Origin of the sequence: Nocardia sp. NPDC058705 (assembly GCF_042749305.1) — a bacterium.
Taxonomy (GTDB): domain Bacteria; phylum Actinomycetota; class Actinomycetes; order Mycobacteriales; family Mycobacteriaceae; genus Nocardia.
This window is the reverse complement of the sequence record NZ_JBHYRN010000016.1, coordinates 119,656-137,954: the sequence shown is the minus strand read 5'-3', so window position 1 is coordinate 137,954 and position 18,299 is coordinate 119,656. Positions and strand designations below refer to the sequence as shown.

The 18,299-nt window shown below is 66.4% G+C and carries 18 protein-coding genes; 12 read left to right on the top strand and 6 right to left on the bottom strand.

The window, feature by feature from the left end:
- The first annotated feature begins 633 nt into the window (after window positions 1–633).
- The 5 genes from ACFW6D_RS19695 to ACFW6D_RS19675 all read left to right on the top strand — a co-directional run bounded on the left by ACFW6D_RS19695 (window position 634) and on the right by ACFW6D_RS19675 (window position 3,558).
- The gene (locus ACFW6D_RS19695; RefSeq protein ID WP_379330044.1) at window positions 634–1,035 is read left to right on the top strand and encodes a hypothetical protein; all 402 of its coding nucleotides are present in this window, start codon (window positions 634–636) and stop codon (window positions 1,033–1,035) included.
- A 161-nt stretch (window positions 1,036–1,196) separates the two neighbouring features.
- Window positions 1,197–1,844 carry a hypothetical protein gene (locus ACFW6D_RS19690; RefSeq protein WP_379330042.1) on the top strand — a complete coding sequence of 216 codons (648 nt, stop codon included), beginning with the start codon at window positions 1,197–1,199 and terminating at the stop codon, window positions 1,842–1,844.
- Window positions 1,844–2,647 carry a barstar family protein gene (locus ACFW6D_RS19685; protein WP_379330040.1) on the top strand — a complete coding sequence of 268 codons (804 nt, stop codon included), beginning with the start codon at window positions 1,844–1,846 and terminating at the stop codon, window positions 2,645–2,647. Before ACFW6D_RS19690 ends, ACFW6D_RS19685 begins: the two co-directional genes overlap by 1 nt.
- Window positions 2,640–3,146 carry a hypothetical protein gene (locus ACFW6D_RS19680; protein WP_379330038.1) on the top strand — a complete coding sequence of 169 codons (507 nt, stop codon included), beginning with the start codon at window positions 2,640–2,642 and terminating at the stop codon, window positions 3,144–3,146. Before ACFW6D_RS19685 ends, ACFW6D_RS19680 begins: the two co-directional genes overlap by 8 nt.
- 76 nt (window positions 3,147–3,222) lie before the next feature.
- Window positions 3,223–3,558 (top strand): hypothetical protein, encoded by a 336-nt coding sequence (locus tag ACFW6D_RS19675; RefSeq protein WP_379330036.1) that lies wholly within the window; start codon window positions 3,223–3,225, stop codon window positions 3,556–3,558.
- A 6-nt stretch (window positions 3,559–3,564) separates the two neighbouring features.
- Here the strand turns inward: ACFW6D_RS19675 and ACFW6D_RS19670 are convergent, their stop codons facing one another.
- Together ACFW6D_RS19670 and ACFW6D_RS19665 are read right to left on the bottom strand one after the other, a co-directional pair.
- Entirely contained in the window at window positions 3,565–4,815 is a 1,251-nt protein-coding gene (locus tag ACFW6D_RS19670; RefSeq protein WP_379330034.1) for an HRDC domain-containing protein, read from the bottom strand.
- A 22-nt stretch (window positions 4,816–4,837) separates the two neighbouring features.
- The gene (locus ACFW6D_RS19665; protein ID WP_379232070.1) at window positions 4,838–5,476 is read right to left on the bottom strand and encodes a DUF3000 domain-containing protein; all 639 of its coding nucleotides are present in this window, start codon (window positions 5,474–5,476) and stop codon (window positions 4,838–4,840) included.
- A gap of 356 nt (window positions 5,477–5,832) precedes the next feature.
- Between ACFW6D_RS19665 and hemE the strand changes: the two genes are divergently transcribed.
- A complete protein-coding gene (gene hemE / locus ACFW6D_RS19660) occupies window positions 5,833–6,888 on the top strand; it encodes a uroporphyrinogen decarboxylase (RefSeq protein ID WP_379330032.1) in 1,056 nt (351 codons plus the stop codon).
- 273 nt (window positions 6,889–7,161) lie between these two features.
- Window positions 7,162–8,520, top strand: a complete 1,359-nt coding sequence (locus ACFW6D_RS19655) for a protoporphyrinogen oxidase (RefSeq protein ID WP_379330030.1) — start codon at window positions 7,162–7,164, stop codon at window positions 8,518–8,520.
- A gap of 111 nt (window positions 8,521–8,631) precedes the next feature.
- Here ACFW6D_RS19655 and ACFW6D_RS19650 read toward each other — a convergent pair whose 3' ends face one another.
- A complete protein-coding gene (locus ACFW6D_RS19650; protein ID WP_379330029.1) occupies window positions 8,632–9,042 on the bottom strand; it encodes a MerR family transcriptional regulator in 411 nt (136 codons plus the stop codon).
- Window positions 9,043–9,094: 52 nt separating this feature from the next.
- Between ACFW6D_RS19650 and ACFW6D_RS19645 the strand changes: the two genes are divergently transcribed.
- The 5 genes from ACFW6D_RS19645 (at window position 9,095) to ACFW6D_RS19625 (ending at window position 14,821) form a co-directional block, all read left to right on the top strand.
- Window positions 9,095–10,066 carry an oxidoreductase gene (locus tag ACFW6D_RS19645; RefSeq protein WP_379330027.1) on the top strand — a complete coding sequence of 324 codons (972 nt, stop codon included), beginning with the start codon at window positions 9,095–9,097 and terminating at the stop codon, window positions 10,064–10,066.
- 316 nt (window positions 10,067–10,382) lie between these two features.
- The gene (locus ACFW6D_RS19640; RefSeq protein WP_379232079.1) at window positions 10,383–10,856 is read left to right on the top strand and encodes an RrF2 family transcriptional regulator; all 474 of its coding nucleotides are present in this window, start codon (window positions 10,383–10,385) and stop codon (window positions 10,854–10,856) included.
- Window positions 10,853–12,097, top strand: a complete 1,245-nt coding sequence (locus tag ACFW6D_RS19635) for a globin domain-containing protein (RefSeq protein WP_379330025.1) — start codon at window positions 10,853–10,855, stop codon at window positions 12,095–12,097. Before ACFW6D_RS19640 ends, ACFW6D_RS19635 begins: the two co-directional genes overlap by 4 nt.
- A gap of 38 nt (window positions 12,098–12,135) precedes the next feature.
- Window positions 12,136–12,831 carry a hydrogen peroxide-dependent heme synthase gene (hemQ, locus tag ACFW6D_RS19630; RefSeq protein WP_379330023.1) on the top strand — a complete coding sequence of 232 codons (696 nt, stop codon included), beginning with the start codon at window positions 12,136–12,138 and terminating at the stop codon, window positions 12,829–12,831.
- 127 nt (window positions 12,832–12,958) lie between these two features.
- Window positions 12,959–14,821: a glycosyl transferase gene (locus tag ACFW6D_RS19625; protein ID WP_379330021.1), complete on the top strand. Its 1,863-nt coding sequence runs from the start codon at window positions 12,959–12,961 to the stop codon at window positions 14,819–14,821.
- Window positions 14,822–14,825: 4 nt separating this feature from the next.
- On the opposite strand, the gene msrB is transcribed toward ACFW6D_RS19625, so the two are convergent.
- The 3 genes from msrB to ACFW6D_RS19610 all read right to left on the bottom strand — a co-directional run bounded on the left by msrB (window position 14,826) and on the right by ACFW6D_RS19610 (window position 18,285).
- Window positions 14,826–15,254: a peptide-methionine (R)-S-oxide reductase MsrB gene (msrB, locus tag ACFW6D_RS19620; protein WP_379232087.1), complete on the bottom strand. Its 429-nt coding sequence runs from the start codon at window positions 15,252–15,254 to the stop codon at window positions 14,826–14,828.
- Between the two features lie 60 nt (window positions 15,255–15,314).
- Window positions 15,315–16,646 carry a glycosyltransferase family 87 protein gene (locus ACFW6D_RS19615; protein WP_379330019.1) on the bottom strand — a complete coding sequence of 444 codons (1,332 nt, stop codon included), beginning with the start codon at window positions 16,644–16,646 and terminating at the stop codon, window positions 15,315–15,317.
- 85 nt (window positions 16,647–16,731) lie between these two features.
- The gene (locus tag ACFW6D_RS19610; RefSeq protein ID WP_379330017.1) at window positions 16,732–18,285 is read right to left on the bottom strand and encodes an alpha/beta hydrolase; all 1,554 of its coding nucleotides are present in this window, start codon (window positions 18,283–18,285) and stop codon (window positions 16,732–16,734) included.
- Between the last annotated feature and the right edge of the window lie 14 nt (window positions 18,286–18,299).

The window sequence follows — 18,299 nt, the reverse complement described above, 5'->3', positions numbered from 1 at the left end:
CACTCAGCTTTTGTGTGACTGAGCGGTCGCGTGCAGCGGTAAATACGCTGCCTCGTCGGAATTTCCTCGGGGCGTCGGTCAGATGACGGATGGGTTGATCTCCGCTCGGTCCCGGTCAGGTGTGGAGGTTGTGATAATTCAGGCGCTGGACAGCTCGCGCTACGCGGTGGATGTCGGCGATGTCGGCATCGAGCGCTGGCGGGAATCGAGGAGGCGGTTGAGAAATATCGGAGGAGTTGAGGCCTGGCCGAGTTAGAGTTTCCGAATGTCAAAAGCGACGTCGAGCTCATCGGATTTATTGGATCTGTGCGCGAAGAGCTGATTGCTGCGCCGGACAGCTTCGAGAATCCGACCCTGTCGCGATTTCTCGAAGCTCCCATCGGTATCGTCGGAAATCGTTACCGGCATGACGAAATGGAAGCCGACCCCGCTACTTTTGTTAACGGCACACTCCCGAGTTCCTCTCGGCTATTTCTGAGTCCTTCGGGAATCGCAGGGATGTAAGTAGTCGACGCGGTGAATCGGATTGGAACATGATCACGCTGATTACCTACGCCGGACTGCAGTATGAATGACGAGCCCAGCATTGGATTCGGCGAGTACTGCTGGGAGTCAGGAGCAGGCCTAATCGGTATGGACGACCCCGCGACGGTTCACGCCGCCTTCGATCGCAGAGAGGCGCGGCTCGGGACGGCGGTCATCGGCCTCGCGCTCAACTGTGAAGACAGAGGTGCCGTCGTCGACGTGATCGTGCGGGCGTTTCGAACCGGCGATTCCGGACTGGTCGAGGGAGCGTTCGTCGCGATGGGTCATTTCTTCCGACTGGACCGTGAGATTCCTCCTGCTTTGGGGCTGATTCTCCGCGAAAGTTGCCGCGCGGACGTGGTGCACTGGGCACTCAGCGACGCGATCGTCTACATCCGGTTCCGGCAGAAGCCGTTGTGGCTGAAGCGGATCACCGTGCAGAAGTGGTGTCACTGGCATCTGGTCGAACGGTGGTCGGATACGTTCGCTCGACTACCGTGGCCACAGTGAGGTCTGCCGCGGGTGGTCTTCGCGGAGGCCCGCCCTGTCCCAACGAGCAGCTCCTCGGCGTCGGCTCGCGCCGTCGCGCCATTCGCCCATGCAACGAGCACTGATCGACGGGCCCGTGGCCCCGCGCCGTGGTTGTGGCCGATTGAGCGGGGGAGGAAACTATGGCGACGAATCCCAGTGCACCCTTCGTGACGGTGACGATCTACTCGGAAAGTCCGGAAGAGAGCACCCTCGCGCATGTGGCGGCCGTTCTCGATGGGCTCGGCACAGCGGTACCCGGCACCGGACGCTTCCGTCTACCTAGTTTCGGGCCGGCTCGGTGTGAGTGCGCCACCAGTTGGTCTGCGCGCGACCGTCGCGCGATCGCTGTCAACCTGTCGGCCGAGGAGCTGGGCATGCCCGCGGAATTCTGGAGCAAACAGCAGATGTCCTCGGCGTTCAGACGGGTGAAGTTCACGCGGGAGCTACTGCGGCTGATGGCCACCGCGCCGGGCGTTCTGTATGGAACTGTCGACAGCGAGCAGTCTGTTCCGACGCCGTCCGCATTGCCTTCGATGCTGTTACCAGTCGAGCTCTTCGTGGCGAATAGTGTTCTCTTCGAAGGTGTTCGGTCAGAGTTGGACGGTCTGTACGGGCAAGCCGGCGGCATTTCGAGTGATTGGGGGAATGGCATGTTCTACACGCCGTTCCCGGATGCTCGCGCTCTCGCGAGACGTGGTCGCGACACCCGGAATCTGGCAGTGGCCGTAACGGCGATCGTCTGCCGGGCTTGCCGGCTCGCGACCGGTCGCTGGAACGGGGGTACGTAGTGGAGGGGTGCGATTCCAGCGCAAGGTTCTCGCTGTACCTCGACGACCTGGATACCACAGTTCTCCAGGCGGAGGAGCTGCTTGGGTTCTTCGATCAGGATTCCGTCACTGGATGTGTCGAGTTCGCGTTGCAGCGGGCAACTGTGGTCGATATTGATGCGTGGCGCAAAGTCTGTCGCGCGAAGCACGGATCGCCCATCGGTATGGCCGGGGTTCGATTTCTCGACCGAGACGGGCTGGCAATCGGCACCATTGATGTGTTCGAATTCGCCGTTGTCGAGGTCGATGACAGCGTCGCGGCAATGTCCGGTGATCGGTTCGACGTACGGCTCACCGGGATAGGGTCGCGTGAGTGGTCCAGTATTTCCGCGGCGCTGTGGCGGGAACGGCAGGTGGGCGGTCCGACGGAGATGAATACCTGGGTGGGTCTTCCTCGTTCCGGGTGCAGAGAATGGCTCTCCGTCGCTTTGGCGGCTGGTAGTCGAGCGCAAGTAGATCATCAGCTGACTGATCGCCAAGCGGGTGTCTGCTACACGCTCGATGCAGCGCATATCGATGACGAGGTGTCCTTCTTCTGCGCGTTGGGCGAAGCGATCAACGGTCCGGGCGGATATTTCGGTGCGGGCCTCGACGGCATGGCCGATTGCCTGTGCGGCGATTTCGGTGCCACCGTGCCGTTTTCGATTCGGTGCGACGATTGGCATGGGCTGGTCGAGCGGCTGGGGAAGCCGTTCGTTGACGCAGTCGAAGAAGTCTTCCAGCATCAGGGCGTCAAAATTGTCAAGGAGTTGTTGAGTGGTTGAACCTTCTTTTGTGGACTATCTTGCCGAAGTTGCCTGTGTCGGTAACGTTTTGGGGCTCCGGCACGGGGTTCGGCTCGCGGAAGTCGACGCCGTGTTGCAAGGTGAGGAGTTCGTCGAGGATGTCGACAAGAAGCGGTTGACCATGCGCCGCGACTATGGGCTGATCGAGATGGGGTTCACCAATCATCCTTACGATGGTTGGACATGCTTCTACGTGACCCTGTCACTCCACCGATTGCAATGGAATGTGACTGTGCCGCAACCGATTCGCTCAGGTGTGGGTCCGATACCGGATGGAGTCAGCTTCCATGATCTGTCGGGAGCGATCGAGCGTCGCGGCGGAACCATGCGGGAGATGGACATCCGGCTCTCTGGTGACATCTACTACGAAACTCCCGCAGAGGCCCAGATCATTGTCGACACCACCGATTACATCGGTATGGGCCAGGATGCGGTCTGGAGCGTCGGGCTGTCGCGATGGGGTCCATCAGGGAAGTAGGGTGAATCATGGGGAGTTTCAACACGATACGGTGGCTCGCTGCTTGTGAGAACAGGCGCGCACGGGTGGGTGCGGGGTGAAGGGCGATATCAGCAAGATGAAGGTCTGGCCGACACCGGCCTTCGTGAAACCTGGTAGCGGGATCGCTGAGCAGTTGGCGCTGATGGCGAGGTTGGTGTCCGGTGATGTGGCGGGGCCGGACTTTGCGCGGGGGTGGTTCGGTGCCCGGAGCCGGTCGTTGAGGGAGGGCGAGCGGGTGCGGGAGCGCTTCGACAGACGGCTCAACGAGGTGTTCTTCGTGCTCGAAGACTCGTATGCGATCGACCCGGACACCTGGGAAGAGGGCGACCTCACCGATGAAGAACTCGTCGAATTCGTCCGCACCATCTTGGCAGAGGTGAACTCGTTGTAGGCAGGATCAGGTGGCCGAGGGAGTCAATGCCTTGGTCAGGGCGGGGACCGCGAGGGTGCGCTGCCACGAACGGGCACCGCCGGCGAGGAGGAAAGCTTCGATCCTTGCCGACAACTCTTCGGGAGTACCAACATTCTTGTAGTCGGGCAGCCCATCCCAGCACAGCCGACGAACCAGGTCGGGGGACAGTAGGTTCTCGACCGGGATCGAGTGCTCGGTGGAGAGTTCGCCCATCGCCCCACGGGCTGTGGTGAGGCGGGCGGCGGCGACGGGGTCGCGGCGTTCCCAACGGTTGACCGGGGGTGGGCCGTCGAAGGGGAGGGTGAGTGGGGGGAGTTGTTTGTCGGGGAGGGTGCGGCCTCGTTCGACGGCGGCGAGCCAGTCGCGGGAGTAGCGGCGTTGGCGGGGGCCGCCGAAGACGGGGAGGGTGCGCAGTTGGGCGATCGAGCGGGGTTCGCTGGTGGCGGCGGTGACGATGGCCGAGTCGGGCAGGATGCGGGAGGGGGCGACGTCGCGGGCGCGGGCGAGTTCGTCGCGGGTGGTCCACAGTTCGCGCACGATCGCCAGTTGGCGGGTGCGGCGCAGGGTGTGGATGCCGGAGGTGCGGCGCCAGCGGTCGGCCTTGGGGGCGGGCGGGTCCATGGTGCGGACGTGTTCGAATTCCTCTGCGGCCCAGTCGAGTTTGCCCTGGGTACTGAGATCGGCGGCGACGGTGTCGCGTAGTTCGAGGAGAAGTTCGACGTCGAGGGCGGCGTAGTTGAGCCATTCGTCGGGCAGCGGGCGGCTCGACCAGTCGGCGGCGCCGTGGCCCTTGCGTAAGGAGCGACCGAGGAGGTTTTCGACCATCGCGGCCAGGCCGACGCGTTCGTAGCCGGCGATGCGGCCGCCGAGTTCGGTGTCGAACAGGCGGGCGGGGCGCAAACCCAGTTCGGCCAGGCCGGGCAGGTCCTGGTCGGCGGAATGCAGCACCCACTCGAGGTCGTTGATCGCCTCGGCCAGGGGAGTCAGCGCGTCGGTGACGGGAATCGGGTCGATGAGGAACGAGCCCGCGCCCTCGCGGCGGAGCTGGATCAGGTACGCCCGCGCCGAATAGCGGAAACCGGACGCGCGTTCGGCATCGACAGCAAGCGGGCCGGTACCGGCGGCGATCGTTTTGGCGGCCGCGGCGACCTCGTCGGCGGTCGCCAGCACGGGTGGAACCCCCTCGGCAGGGGCGAGCAGGGGCTCTGCTGCGGTGGGTTCCTCGGCGACCGACATAAACGTGAACTCTACGTGGCGATCAAGGGTGATCGGTGCGGGTATAGGACTCCGGTCGTAAATGGGTCACCCCGGCGGGCGGCAACCCGGCGGCAAAGGCCAGCACTTCGCAGAACGCTTCGACGTGTCGTCGCATCTCGGTGCTCGTCGCCGTCCACGACGCGCGCAGTTCGAGCTGATGGGCGCGCGGGGGGCCCGCGATATCGCCGTAGCGGACCGAGCTGGTCGCGGTGACTGTGCCGCCGAGGGCGGTGAACGGTTCGCCACGCGATTCCAGTGAGTCGACCAGCCAACTCCACGCGACCTCGGGTAACAGCGGGTCGGCGGCGAGCGCGGCGTCGATATCGGCCTGGATGTAGGCGACGAGCCGGAACACACCGTTCCACGCCTCGTCGCCGTCGGGGTCGTGTAGCAGGATCAGCCTGCCGAACGCGTCGCCCTCGGAGTCGATCGGCACCACGGCGCTGTCGGGGTGGATGACCTCCGCTCCGAGCGCATAGGAGAACGGCGCCAACCGTTGCGGGGGACGGATAGGCGCCAACTCGATTCGTGGGTGCACTGTTGCGGTGCCCATCGCATCGACCGCCGCCCGAAAAGAAGCAGGCTCGCGGGGCGTTCCCCCGGTCGGTGCGGCGCCGTCGCGGATGTCGAGCGGTGTCACGAGGGGCAACGGTAGACGGTGGGTGCCAGCCGCCGTCGGAGGCGCGCCGCCTGTGCGCGTTGCGTGCGGGTCGCGTTGCGCAGGGCGCATTCTGGGAGTCTCGGTGATGCGCGATATGCGACGAAAGGTGACCCGGGGGACGTCGAGATGCCCTTCGCGGCGATACGTGCTGACCGAGGCGGAATCGGACTGCTCGCGGCCGGATCGACCCGGCGCCGCCGCGAGCACCACCCGACGGCCGCTTGTGTGTTCGCGAGCCGTGATTTCGCGGGTCGCGATCTCACCGAACGTGTTGTTGGTCCTACACCCGCCAGGGGATGCGGTCCATCCGGACGCGACGCTTAGGATGAACGGCGATGAGCACTTACACCCGCCGCCGGTTGACCGATGCCCCTTTCCTGGCCGCCGCCACCGGCGCGACGCCGAGTAGGCGCCCGGTGTGGTTCATGCGTCAGGCCGGCCGATCGCTGCCGGAGTACCGGGAACTGCGCAAGGGCATCGGCATGCTCGAGTCGTGCTTCGACCCGGAACTGGTGTGTGAGATCACCATGCAGCCGATCCGCCGTCACGGTGTCGACGCGGCAATCCTGTTCTCCGACATCGTCGTTCCGCTCAAAGCCGCGGGCATCGACCTCGACATCGTGCCCGGCGTCGGCCCGGTCATCGCCTCGCCGATTCGCACCGAAGCCGATGTGCGCGCGCTGCCGCGGCTGCGTCCCGAAGAAGTAGGCGCGGTCACCGAAGGCGTGCGACTGCTCACCGACGCGCTCGGCGACACCCCGCTGATCGGTTTCGCGGGCGCCCCGTTCACCCTGGCCTCCTACCTGGTGGAAGGTGGGCCGAGCAAGCAGCACGAGCGCACCAAGGCGATGATGCACGCCGACCCGAAGACCTGGCACGCCCTGCTCGGCGCCCTCACCGACATCACCATCGCCTTCCTGCAGGCCCAGCTGTCGGCCGGGGTCGACGCGGTGCAGTTGTTCGACTCCTGGGCGGGCGCGCTGTCGCTGGCCGACTACCGCGAGTACGTGCTGCCGCATTCGGAGCGGGTGTTCGCCGAGGTCGCCTCGGCCGGGGTGCCGCGCATTCACTTCGGCGTCGGCACGGGCGAACTGCTCGGCGCGATGGGTGAGGCAGGCGCCGACGTGGTCGGCGTGGACTGGCGGGTGCCGCTCACCGACGCAGTGCGTCGGGTCGGTGCCGGAAAAGGCTTGCAGGGCAACCTGGATCCCGCGATCCTGTTCGCCGGATTCGATGCGGTCGAGGCCGAGACACGCCGGATCGTGCGCGAAGCCGACGAGGCGATCACTCTCGGCGCGACCGGTCACATCTTCAACCTGGGTCACGGGGTCCTGCCCGATACCGATCCCGGCGTGCTGACCGCGTTGGTCGAACTGGTGCACTCGCTGTAGTCACAGGCGTAATCACGCAATCGGCGGCTTTCAATCAGAATTCTGATTTTTGCGAGCCGTTTTGCGTGATTACGCCAGTCCGTCGATCGGCTCTCGCCCAGCGCAGGCCCTCGCCTGCGGGTCGACCGGCGTAATCGACCGATCGGCCTCCTCGAAATCAGTTTTCTGACTGGATCGAGTCGTTGTGGACGATTAGGCCGGGACGGTGATCCAGCTGACACCGGCCAGGGGTGGGTGCCACCGGTCGGCGGGGCGCGCGATTACGGTCGAGACATGCGGATCGCGGTTATCGGTGGCGGAATCAGCGGGCTCGTCGCGGCGTATCGGTTGCGGCAGCAGCTGGGGGAGAGCGTCGATATCGTCGTGCTCGAGCAGAGCGGGCGCCTCGGCGGGGTGCTGCACACCGGTGAATTGGCCGGGGAGCCAGTGGATCTCGGTGCCGAGGCGTTCGTAGGGCGCAGGCCCGAGGTGCTCGAGTTGATGAGTGAGCTCGGACTGGACGACCAGTTGGTGCGGCCCGCCGGAAAGCGCCCGTTGATCTGGGCGCAAGGAGCGGCGCATCCGCTGCCTGGGCGCACTCTGATGGGCATTCCGTCCGATGCCGAGTCGCTGCGCGGGCTCGTCGACGATGCGACTCTGGACCGGGTCGCGGCCGAGGCGGACCGCCCCTTGCACTGGGAACTAGGCTCCGACATCGACGTGCAGACCTTGGTGGCTGACCGCTTCGGCAGCCAGGTCGTCGAGCGCAGCGTCGACCCGCTGCTGGGCGGGGTGTACGCGGGGACCAGCGCGTCCATCGGCGTCCGTGCCGCGCTGCCGACCCTCGCCGCGGCCCTGGACGGCGGGGCGTCGAGCCTGACCGAGGCCGTCCGCGCGGCAATGCCTGCCCCCAGCTCCGCCCCGGTATTCGGTGGTTTACGCGATGGCTACGGCGCGCTCCTGGCCGCACTGACCGACGCTTCGGCAGCCCGGTTCGTCACCATCACGGCCGCGACGCGCATAGCCCGCGCACCCCGCGGCTGGGTGGTCGACCCGCTCGGCGCCGTCGACGCCGTCGTCATCGCGACGCCCGCACCCGTCACCGCCCGTCTCCTGCACTACGTGGCACCCGAAGCGGCCGAAGCAGCCGCCGGAATCGAACTGTCCTCGTCGGCGCTCGTCGCCATGTCACTCCCGCGCGACACCGCCCTCCCGGACAACTCCGGCATCCTCGTCGCCACCGGAGAACCCTTGCGCGCCAAGGCCTTCACCTTGTCCAGCCGCAAATGGCCCCACCTGGCCGAACGCGACGTCGCCCTGGTCCGAGCCTCCTTCGGCCGCCTGGGTGACGAGAAGCCGCTCGCCTGGTCCGACGAAGATCTCATCGCCGCCGCAGTCGCCGACCTCACCACCGTCACCGGCATCCCGATCACCCCCCTCGAAGCCGTGGTTCAACGCTGGCCCGGCGGTCTCCCCCGATACGCCCCCGGCCACACGACCCGGATCACCACCCTCGAATCCGCCCTCGCCCCCCTCGACGGCCTAGCAGTAGCAGGCGCCTACCTCCACGGCGTAGGCGTCCCCGCCTGCGTCGCCTCGGGCACCGCGGCGGCCGACCGCATCGCTACCTCGCTGGCCTCTCGCATCGACTGACGACCTCGTTGTGACGCGAGGCTGCCTGTTCCTCGACGATCGGATGGCGAACGCGGGAACAGCCAAGACTCGAGCTGCACCGAACCGGAGTGCCACCGCACGGATCGATCGTCAGGCAGACGGCGTGGGGGACCAGACTCCTGCCGCGGTTCCGTCGTCGACATGCTTGCGGTAGGCGAGGACCTTGTTGCGGATCACTTCGAGATCGGCAGTCAGGTCGGCCAGTCTGTCGCGAACGGCCTGCTCGTGAGCCTCGAGCAGGGCAAGTCTTTCACGCTCGTTTCCTGGCCCCGAGCGAACGAGCCGTGCGAAGGTCCGCAAGGTCGCGATGGGCATCCCGGACTCGCGTAGGCGATTGCAGAGTAGGAGCCAATCGACATCGGCCTGTGCGTAGACGCGCTGTCCACCGGAGGACCGTGGAATCGGGCGCAACATCAGTTCTTCGCGTTCGAAGTATCGCAGGGCGTGCACCCCGAGGCCGGTGGCCCGCCCTACGTCACCGATGGACAGACCGTTCACCATGGACGCCCTCACCGCTTGACCTAGATCGCACTCTAGATTTTAGCGTCACCACATGGCGATCACACAGCAGCACAGAATCGGTAGCGGGTTCGGCCCGCGCAGCACGGCCGGCGAGGTTGTCGACGGCGTCGATCTGACAGGGAAGACAGTCCTCGTCACCGGTGGCTACTCGGGTCTCGGTAAGGAGGCCACCGTGGCGTTGGCGCGCGCAGGGGCTCACGTCGTCGTGCCCGCTCGCCGGGTCGAGACGGCCCGAAAAGCGCTGTGCGACATCGAGAGTGTGGAGGTGGACGAACTCGACCTCGCCGATCTCGACAGTGTTCGGACTTTCAGTGAACGATTTCTCGACACCGGCCGGACCGTCGACATCATCATCGCGAACGCCGGTGTCATGGCCTACCCGCGCAGGCAGGTCGGGCCGGGTTGGGAAGCGCACTTCGCGATCAATCATCTCGGGCACTTTGCACTGGTCAACCGATTGCGGCCCGCGCTGGCTCCGAATGGGGCTCGCGTGGTCATGGTGGCGTCATCGGCGCACTTTCTGTCCGATATCCGCTGGAGCGACCTACATTTCAGTCGCGGCTACGACATCTGGCAGGCGTACGGCCAGTCCAAAACCGCCAACGCATTGTTCGCCACACACCTCGACGCGATCGGAGCGGCGTCGGGGGTACGTGCCTACGCCGTGCATCCGGGGAGCATTCTCACGCCGCTGCAACGCAATATCGCCCATGCGGAACAGGTGGCGCAGGGTTGGATCGGTAGTGACGGTCGCCAGGCGGACGGCTTCAAGACCCCGGCGGAGGGGGCCGCGACCGCAGTCTGGGCGGCAACCGCCGCGTCGCTCGCCGAATTCGGCGGTGTCTATTGCCAGGATTGCGATGTCGCGGAACTCGCCACCGACGACGACATGCTCGTCGGCGGGGTCAAGGCGTGGGCCGTCGAACCCGCTTCAGCTGAGCGTCTTTGGGCGCTGTCGAGTGAGCTCACCGGTCTGGACGACTTCACAGACCACGCACACTGACCAGCGGCGTGTCGCGGAGGTTCGACGATAGCTATGTTGCATGATCGCGCGCTGTGACTATTGCCGATGAGCAGCGCAGCGTGCGGACACTGGTTCTCGACCCCGATCTCGGGCCCGTCGAACTTCATCGAGGTGAGGTGTCGACGGTGACCTCGGTGTTCGGGAGTGATGAGGCGTCGCCTTGGCGGCCGAGTAGGTGATAGCGAAGTATTTGCCGTGTTCGAATAATGTGGCCTGAATTACGTCGGTGTGGGCGTAATAGAGTGCACCATCGATGCATAGCGGATTTCGCATGCGGGTCGCCTAGCGTAGAGATATGCAGCTGGCACCGACCACGGATATCGCCCTGCGGGCCGTCATGCGGCTCGCTGTGGGCGAGACCGAGGACGCCCGGATCACGATCGGGCTGATCGCCCGATCGGTCGGGGCGTCCGAGCGGATCGTCGCCAGGGCGGTGACATTGCTGACCGGATTCGGCCTGGTCGAGGTGCAGCGAGGGCGCTCCGGCGGACTCACGCTCACCCCGGCGGGTCACACGATCCGCATCGGTGAACTGATCCGCCTGCTCGAAGACGACCGCGAAGTCGTGGAGTGCACGGGCGATCGCCCATGTCCCCTCATCGCCGGTTGTCGGCTGCGACGCGCACTGGCCGACGCGACCGCCGCGTTCTACGCGGTACTCGACGAATACACCGTCGAATCAATGGTCGCCGGTCCCTCCGCGCAATTACTGCGTTTGCTGGCGGTTACCCCCGCGCGCACGCCCGAAGAGAACGAGGACACACCATGACGACCTTCGTGCAGTACACCGAACCCGAACCCGAACTCGACACGGCCGACGCCGACATCATCCGCGCCACCCTGCCGCTGATCGGTACGCACATCGACTCCATCACCACCGCCTTCTACCGTCGGCTGTTCGACAACCATCCCGAGTTGCTGCGCGACCTGTTCAATCGGGGCAATCAGGCCGCGGGCAGCCAGCCGAAGGCGCTGGCGGCATCGATCGCGGTCTACGCCACCTACCTGATCGACCCCGAACTCCCGCATCCCGCGCAGATGCTGTCGCGGATCGCGCACAAGCACGTCTCGCTCGGCGTCACCGCCGCACAGTACGAGGTGGTGCACGACAATCTGTTCGCGGCGATCGTCGAGGTCCTCGGCGTCGATGTGGTGACCGCGCCGGTCGCGCAGGCCTGGGACCGGGTGTTCTGGATGCTGGCGGAAACGCTGATCGCCCAGGAGGACCGGCTCTACGCCGATGCCGGTGTGGCGCCGGGAGATGTGTTCAGGGACGTGATGGTCGTTGCGCGCCAAGACGATACGTTCGGCGTCGCCGTCTTCGCGGTCGAGTCCATGGATCCGGCGAAGCCGCTGCCGAGTTTCGTTCCCGGACAGTATGTTTCAGTGGGGGTGCAGCTCGACGACGGTGCCAGGCAGTTGCGGCAGTACAGCCTGGTCGGTGCGCCTGCCGAGGGCAGGCTGGCGTTCGCGGTGAAGCGGGTCGACGCGGCGAACGGTTGTCCGGCCGGTGAGGTCTCCGGGTACCTGCACGAGTACTTCGACGTCGGTGACCAGCTCCAGATCACCGTTCCCTTCGGCGATCTCACCGTCGAACCGTCGGCGACAACGCCGTTGATCTTGATCTCGGCGGGTATCGGAACCACGCCGATGATCGGGGTGCTCGAGCACCTGGTCGCCCGCAATCCGAACCGGCCGGTACAGGTTCTGCATGCCGACCGCACACCGGAGAGTCATCCGCTGCGGGACCGTCAGCGGGTGCTGGTGTCGCGGCTGTCGGCGGGCACCTCGACCCTGTGGTACACCGGCGGTGGTGCGGGTGCGCGGACCGGCCGGATGGATCTGTCCGACGTGAAATTGCTGCCCGATGCCGACGTATACGTCTGTGGCGCACCGGATTTCCTCGAGTCCGTGCGCGCCCAGCTGGCCGCCGCGGGTGTTCGTCGGGAGCGGGTGCACCTCGAAGAGTTCACCCCCACCGACTGGCGCCTGCCGGGCTGCCCGGCCTGATCGGCCGTCGACAGCCCACAGATGGGAGGATGTGAACCATGGCGAAACTCGACTATCAGGCGCTCAACTCCACCATTCGCTACCTGATGTTCTCGGTGTTCCAGGTGCAGCCGGGGCTGCTCGGCGAGGACCGCACCGCGGCGACCAAGGAAGCACAGGCGTTTTTCGACGGGCTCGCCGACAAGGGTGTCGTGTTGCGCGGGATCTACGACGTGGCGGGACTGCGCGCCGACGCGGATTTCATGCTGTGGACCCATGCCGAGCGGGTCGAGGACCTGCAGGCCGCGTACGCCGATTTCCGTCGGACCACTGAGCTGGGTCGGGCGAGCGCACCGGTGTGGAGCAACGTCGCGGTGCACCGTCCCGCGGAGTTCAACAAGAGCCACATCCCCGCGTTCCTGGCGGGGGAGGACCCGGGCAACTACATCTGCGTCTACCCGTTCGTGCGTTCCTACGAGTGGTACCTGCTGCCCGACGAGGAGCGTCGCAAGATGCTCGCCGACCACGGCAAGGCCGCCCGCGGCTACCCGGACGTGCGCGCCAACACGGTGACCTCGATGGCACTGGGCGACTACGAGTGGCTGCTGGCCTTCGAGGCCCCCGAACTGCACCGGATCGTGGATCTGATGCGTGATCTGCGGGCCACCGAGGCGCGGTTGCACGTGCGCGAAGAGGTGCCGTTCTTCACCGGCCCGCGCGTGGAGATCGAACAGCTGATCACCGCGCTGCCGTAGCGGAGCGAACACCGAAGGCCCACTCAGCTGAGTGGGCCTTTCGCATCGGCCTCGCGTCGCGGCGGATTCCCCACTCGAGTATCGTGAGCGGGCCGATTGTGGCTTTGAGGTTCAGAGAGATGCGCGCGTGGTCAAAGGGTGGGGAACGGACCGGTCCGAACAGGATCGCTCCGCGGTAGGAGTCATCGATCGAGCGGAACCCGAAACTGTCGAGGAGCCACGCACCCGGCTGCGTCGCGCGCGCACCGACCTGATCGTGGCGGGCTGCTATCTGTCGCTGGCGGTTTTCGTCCTCGCCGGGCTGTGGTCGAACACCGGTAGCGGTTACCTGAGCAAGAGCGCGCAGGACCAGACGCTGTACGAGTGGTTCTACGCCATCACCGCGCACAACCTCGTCCACCTGAACAGCCCGCTCAGCACCCAGTTGCAGAACTATCCCGACGGCATCAACATGATGGCCAACACCCTCATGTACGGCTGGGGCATCCCATTCGCCCCGATCACCCTGCTTTTCGGGCCGACCGTCACCTTCGTGTCGGCCCTCACCTTCGGCCTGTTCGGCACGGCATTCGCCTGGTACTGGGTGTTCTCGCGCGAGCTGGTGTCCTCGAAGTTCGCCGCGGCCATCGGCGGTGCGTTCTGCGGTTTCGCGCCCGCGATGATCGCGCACACCAACGGGCACGCGAATTTCGTGTTCCTCATGCTGCTTCCGCTCATCGCCGTGCAGGCCGTCAAAATGGCGCGCAACGCGGAGAACGCCGACGGGACGCACCGGGTATGGCAACCGCGCGCCGCCGCGGTGCTCGGACTGCTGGTGGCGCTGCAGCTCACCCTCGGTGAGGAGCCGCTGCTGATCTTCACGTTCGGCTTCGGGGCCTTCGCCGTCGCCTACGTGCGCACCCCGCGCGCCATCGCCCGCACGGCGCGCGCGACGGCACCGTCGATACTGCTCGCGGCGCTGATCACCTTGGCGCTCACCGGTTTCGGTCTCTGGTGGCAGTTCGCCGGACCGCAGTCGTACCGATTCGAAGGCATCGGCCGCGTCGGCAACGACATCGTGTCGCTGGTGCAGTTCTCGTCGGAATCGGCGGGCAGCATGTTCTCGTTCGGTCCCGACGTGAGTATCAATCCGACCGAGGACAACACCTACTTCGGTTGGCCGCTGCTGCTGTTCATCGCAGTGGCCGTGTTCTTCCTGCGGCGCGAGCGTATTGTGCAGGCCGCCGCGATCGTCGGGGTGGTGTTCACGGCGCTGTCGATGGGCATTGTGCTGTCCTTCGACGGCGTCGTGCGCTTCGGTGAGGGTGAATTCTCGATGATTCCGATGCCGTGGCTGGCCTTCGGGTGGCTGCCGCCCTTGAACGGGATCGTCGAATCACGGTTCGCCATGGTGGCCGTTCCTTCCATCGCGATAGTGCTGGCGCTCGGCACCCAGCGGGCGATCGAATCGCTGCGAACCGCCGGTACGACGCGGCGAACCGTTGCCTGGTTCGGCGCCATGGCCTTCGCGCTGCTGCCCATCGCGCCGACCGTGCTCCCCGTCACCGAACGCCCCGCGACGCCCGCCTTCTTCGCCGAAGGCACTGTGCGCCACTATGTTTCGGACGGCTCGGTGGTGATCGTGCCGCCGCCCACCCCGGGCGACGCCGGCGCCCTGCGGTGGCAGATCGACGCCGACTTCACCTTCCCGCTCGTCGGCGGCTACTTCGTCGGCCCGGTCGGCGCCGAGCAGGTGGCCGGTTACGGCGCCGAACCCCGACCCACCGCGGTTCTGCTCATGCTGGTCCGCGAGACCGGCATCGTCCCGGTGGTCGACCGAGCTCAACGTGAGCGGGCCGTCGCGGACCTGCGCTACTGGGGCGCCGATGTCATGGTGCTGCCGCCGTCGCACAGCGATGACGCACTGCGACGCACCGTGGACGACCTGCTCGGCGTACCGGGCAAGCAGGTCGACGATGTGTGGGTGTGGGACGTGCGCGATCTCGTGTGAGGCGCTATTCGGCCGTCGGCTTCAGCTTGAGCGAGATCGAGTTGATGCAGTAGCGCTGATCCGTGGGCGTCGGGTAGCCCTCGCCCTCGAAGACGTGACCGAGGTGGCTGTGGCAGTTGGCGCACACCACCTCGACTCGGCGCATCCCCATGGTGTCGTCGGGCTTGAGGATCACCGCGTCGGAGTCGGCGGGGTCGAAGAACGACGGCCAGCCGCAGTGCGAGTCGAATTTCTCTGTGCTGCGGAACAATTCGGCGTCGCAGGCGCGACAGGTGTAGACCCCGTCGGTCTTGGTGTCGGTGTATTCGCCGATGAACGGTCGCTCGGTGGCGGCCTCGCGCAGGACGGCGTATTCCTCGGGATCCAGTTTCGCCCGCCATTGCTGCGGCGTCAGCTGGATGCGCGGCGTGGGCAACGAAGTATCGGAACTCATGGCTCCACGCTAATGGTTTCGGCCGGTGCGCGCCGTAAGGGCTACGTCACCGGCCGATAACTACTTGAGCGCGGGCTCGCGTTCCTCGACCGGTGCCACCGGATCCTCGCGATGCGGTGGGGTGGGCGCGGCCGGTGCGGCGGGTGCCGGTTCGTCGGTGCCGTCACGCGAATCGGGGGCGTTCGCGATCCAGGTCGGGTCGATCCCGAACTGCAGCCTGCCCTCGCGACGCGCCGCCAGGTAGCGGTCGCCGAGCACGCAGAACACAACGATGAGCAGCAGCCCCCAGCCGAAGGTCACCCGCAGGTATTCGAGGTTGCGGCCGATGCCCTGCCAGCGATCCGACAGCCACTTGTCGTAGGTCATGAACCCGAAGATCGCCAACCACGCGGGCCAGTTGCGCAGCACGGAATTGCGCAGCACCACGGTCATCAGGAACGGGAACAGCATCATCGAGTAGTACATCTGGCCCAGCGAGGGCAACAGGAACCACGCGGTGAGCAGCACCCCGGAGAACGTGGTGACGAAGAACAGCTCGTCGTGGCGGTAGTAGCGCCACAGCAGCCACAGCGACACCGCCACCACAGCGGCCATCACGACCTTGACCAGCAGGGTCAGCCAGTCCGGCAAGCCGTAGTAGAGCCCGCTGCCGCCGACCGAACTGTTGAAGTAGTCGCGCGTCTCGGACAGATACGGCATCACATGGGTGAAGAACTTCTCAGGGTCCGCCGACAGCGGCCAGGCGATCGCGGTGAGGGCCACCGGCACCCCGAGCGCGGTGATGAACACCTTCCACTGGCCTCGAACGGCCGCGACCAACAGCAACGGCGCCAGCGTCGGTTTCACCGCGATGCTCAAACCCAGCGCCACGCCTGCCCAGAGGTCTCGACGTGCCAGCAGCAGCGTGATGAACAGCATCTCGGCCGCCAGCAGGCACCCGTTGACGTTGGTGAAGACCAACGTATTGGTCACCGTCTCGGAGCTGAACATCGCCAGCAGCAGCGCGGGCGCGGCGACGGAGCCGATACCGAACTTGAACAGGCGAAGAATCAGATACCAGGCGAGCACGATCGCGGCCGCGTTGAGCCCGATGAACAGCCAACGCGACAGTTCGTATTCGATGATCGCGACCGGCGCGATCAGCAGCGTTCCGCTCGGATAGTAGAGATAGTGCGGGTCGACCGACGAGAAGTCGGCGGTGTACAGCGGCTTGCCGTTCAGGAACGCGAACGAGGCGTTGTACACCGGCCGGTAGTCGTCGGTGACGAAACCGTTGATCGCCTTGATGAAGACGCGGTTCAGCACCATCATGACCGCGAAGGGCCAGAGCGCGAACTTGATCACCTCGGCGGAGGTGCGAGCGGTACGGGGCTCGAGCTGTCGGAACAACACTGGGGCACGGTACACCGAATCGGGTTGCGATGGTGTCGCCGGACCCGGATGACGCGCCGGAACCGCCTGGTTGCCGCCAGCTGGATCAGGCCGGGCAGGCGCCGCCGTCGCCGGGAAGTTTCGCTTCCGCGAGGTAGTCGACGACGGCCTTCTGCGCGCAACCGGAGTGCGCGACGACCGGGTGTCCCCAGCCCTGCCAGGTCATGGTGGCGTGCTGGGCGCCTGCCGAACCGAGCGCACCGGTCACCGAGGGCGCAGGTCCGCCGACGATCGGATCGGCGGCCCCGGCGAACACGAGCACCGGCAGTTCGAGTTTCGACGGCAGCGGCGCCGCGGTGGACACCGGCCAGGCCGAGCAGACCATCAGCCCGATGGCGGCGTTGCGCCCGAATACCGGATATTTGCTCGCCCAGGTCTGGGCGAGTTCACGGGCCTTGTCCGCGGTCGGGGGCTGCTGGCTGTCGGTGCACCGGTTGACGAACTCGCCGTCGGAGGTGATCGCGGCGGCCTCGCGCACGATCATGGCCGAGAGTGGTCCGCGATCGCCGCGGTCGGCGGCGGCCAGGATGTCGGCCATGGCGGTGACCCGATTCGCCTGGTCACCGCGGGGGCTGGACAGGAAACCGGTGAGCGCGGTCGACAGGTCGGCCGCCGAGATCTCGCCGAGCTCGCCGCTGGTGGCTTTGGCCATCAGCGCGGTGATCGCCGCGCGCGGATCGGCGCCGAGCGCGCAGTTGGCCGCCTTGCAGCGCTGCGCGAAGGCGGTCAGCGCGGCTTCGGCACCGGTGACGCGCGCTTCGGCCATGGTGGTGGCGTCGGCGCCGACCGGTTCGGGGGCGTCGAGGATCAGCCGGGCCAGGTGGTCGCCGTAGCGGCGGGCGTAGCTCAGGGCCACCTTGGCGCCGTTGCCCGCGCCGAGCACGTTGATCTTGTCGACCTGCCACTGCTTGCGCAGTTGTTCGATGTCGTCGGCGGCGTGCGGCGCGTCGAACGTGCCCTCGTAGGGCTGCAGGAAATCGCGGCAGGCGATGGTGGCGTCCTGGCTGAAGCCCGCGACGGCACCGACCTGATCGTCGTTGCCCACACCGGTCTGGCCGAGGTCGGTCATCACCGCGCGCAACTGCGCGGGAATGCAATCGATGGGCTGGGAGGCGCCGATGCCGCGCCGATCCACCGCGACGATGGGCTGAGCGGCCAGCAACGCGCTGTTGGGCCCGATCGCCAGACCTGCCAGCGTCGAGGCCGACGAACGGTCCGAACCGGAGGTGAGGACCAGCGGGGCCGCGTCGGCGGGCGTCTGCGGCAGACGAGCACGCAGGGCGCCCGCGCGAAAGGTGCCGAGCACGCTGCCCGCGGTGTCGATCGGGGTCGAGAACTCGGCGCAGTCGAGGACAAGGCCCGCGGGGGCGGCACCGAAGTCGAGCGAACTGAGCGTGGCCTCGGTGCAATCACGCCAGGCGAGATCGGATTTGGGCACCTCGGCCTTGGCCAGGTCCTGCGGCTCGGGCGGCTCGGTCTGCGCGCCACCGGCCCCGGGACGTTCGACCGCGACGACGGGCCGATCAGACGGTCCGGCCCCACAACCCGCGAGCATGATCGACAGTGTCGCGGCCGTTGCCGCGGCCCGAGTCCAACGCATGCGCTACACACTGC